The 1,480-nt window shown below is 37.2% G+C and carries 2 protein-coding genes; one reads left to right on the top strand and one right to left on the bottom strand.

The genetic code is table 11. The features are described 5' to 3' along the window. Window positions 1–5: 5 nt before the first annotated feature. Window positions 6–149 carry a Spo0E family sporulation regulatory protein-aspartic acid phosphatase gene (locus tag V7164_RS25165; RefSeq protein WP_438824750.1) on the top strand — a complete coding sequence of 48 codons (144 nt, stop codon included), beginning with the start codon at window positions 6–8 and terminating at the stop codon, window positions 147–149. A 90-nt stretch (window positions 150–239) separates the two neighbouring features. Here V7164_RS25165 and V7164_RS25170 read toward each other — a convergent pair. After that, a partial coding sequence (locus tag V7164_RS25170) for an ABC transporter ATP-binding protein (RefSeq protein ID WP_335355586.1) occupies window positions 240–1,480 on the bottom strand: 1,241 nt, incomplete at its 5' end.

The following is a 1,480-nucleotide window of genomic DNA, read 5'->3' on the forward strand; positions in this document are numbered from 1 at the left end:
ATTTAATTGAACAGAAGAGAATTGAACTGATACAAGTGGCGATGAAAAATGGCTTAGCTTCATCCACGGCCATCAGATATAGCCAAGAACTTGATCTTTTGCTGAATGAGTATCACCGCAATCATAGCAAAAAAATACCCACACACTAAAATAACCAGCCTAGGTAAACATACCTGAGCTGGATTTTCTTTTTTGTAAAACTTTTTTTACCCATTACTAGCAGTATAAAAAATAAGGTCTTAAACGACATCTCCCACTTTTTCTCCTGAACTGTTTTGCAATAAATACATTTTATGATATAAACCTTGTTTGGCTAGAAGCTCTTGATGGTTTCCTCTCTCGACAATTTCACCTTGATGCAGGACAAGGATTAACTCAGCATCTTGAATCGTTGACAGACGATGGGCAATGGCAATTGTCGTTCTCCCTTTTCGCATTTTTTCTAAAGCAAACTGAATAGCTTCTTCAGTTTCTGTATCAATATTAGCGGTTGCTTCATCCAAAACGAGTATTTTTGGATTTGCAGCAATCGTTCTTGCGAAAGCGATTAGCTGTCTTTGTCCACTTGAGAAGGTAGAACCTCTTTCTACTACCTGCTGATTATAACCATTCTCTAATTTTTCAATGAAAGCATGAGCTTGCACAAATTGAGCTGCATCTAAGATTTCTTGGTCACTTAGTTCTTGTTTATGGAGACGAATATTATCATTAATCGTACCGAAAAAAAGGAACGGATCCTGAAGGACTAATCCCATTCTAATCCTTAGCTCTTCCTTGCTATAGGATTTGATTGATTCTCCATCAATCAAAATCTCCCCTCTTTCAAATTCATAGAAACGCATCATGAGATTAATGATTGAGCTCTTTCCACTTCCGGTGTGCCCTACCAGGGCAACAGTTTCTCCAGGTCTAGCTGTAAAGGAAATATTCTTCAAAACGTCTCTCTTTCCGTCATAAGAAAAGCTTACATTGCGGAATTCAATTTCCCCATCAAAAATTTGCTTTTTCGCGTTCTCCGGCTGTTTAGGGGCAAGCTCTGTTTCATCAACAAGCTTAAATACTCTTGATGCTGCGACAATAGCCTGCTGGTACATAGAAAGTCTCATCATCATTTGATTAACAGGCTCAAAGAAACGATCTAAATAACTGATAAATGCATAAATAACTCCGATTTCGATTGGGCTGTTGAATGAAGTGATGCCAAAAAAGCTTAATATCATGATTAATGCGAAAACATAAACTAAATCAATGGCTGGCCGTAATAACAGACTATCAATTTTAATATTTTTCATCCCTGCTTGATAGTGCTTTTCATTAATATTTTCAAATTCCTGTCTAAGCCGTTTTTCTTGGCGGAAAACTTGAATGATTGACATGCCTTGCAATGATTCACTTAACTTCGCATTAAGCTGGCTCAGCCTCTCCCTCATATCCTGATAAAAAATGGAGCTATATTTTCTATAAGTCTGCATGATATAGA

This window comes from Bacillus sp. JJ1474, assembly GCF_036965225.1.
GTDB lineage: Bacteria > Bacillota > Bacilli > Bacillales > Cytobacillaceae > Cytobacillus.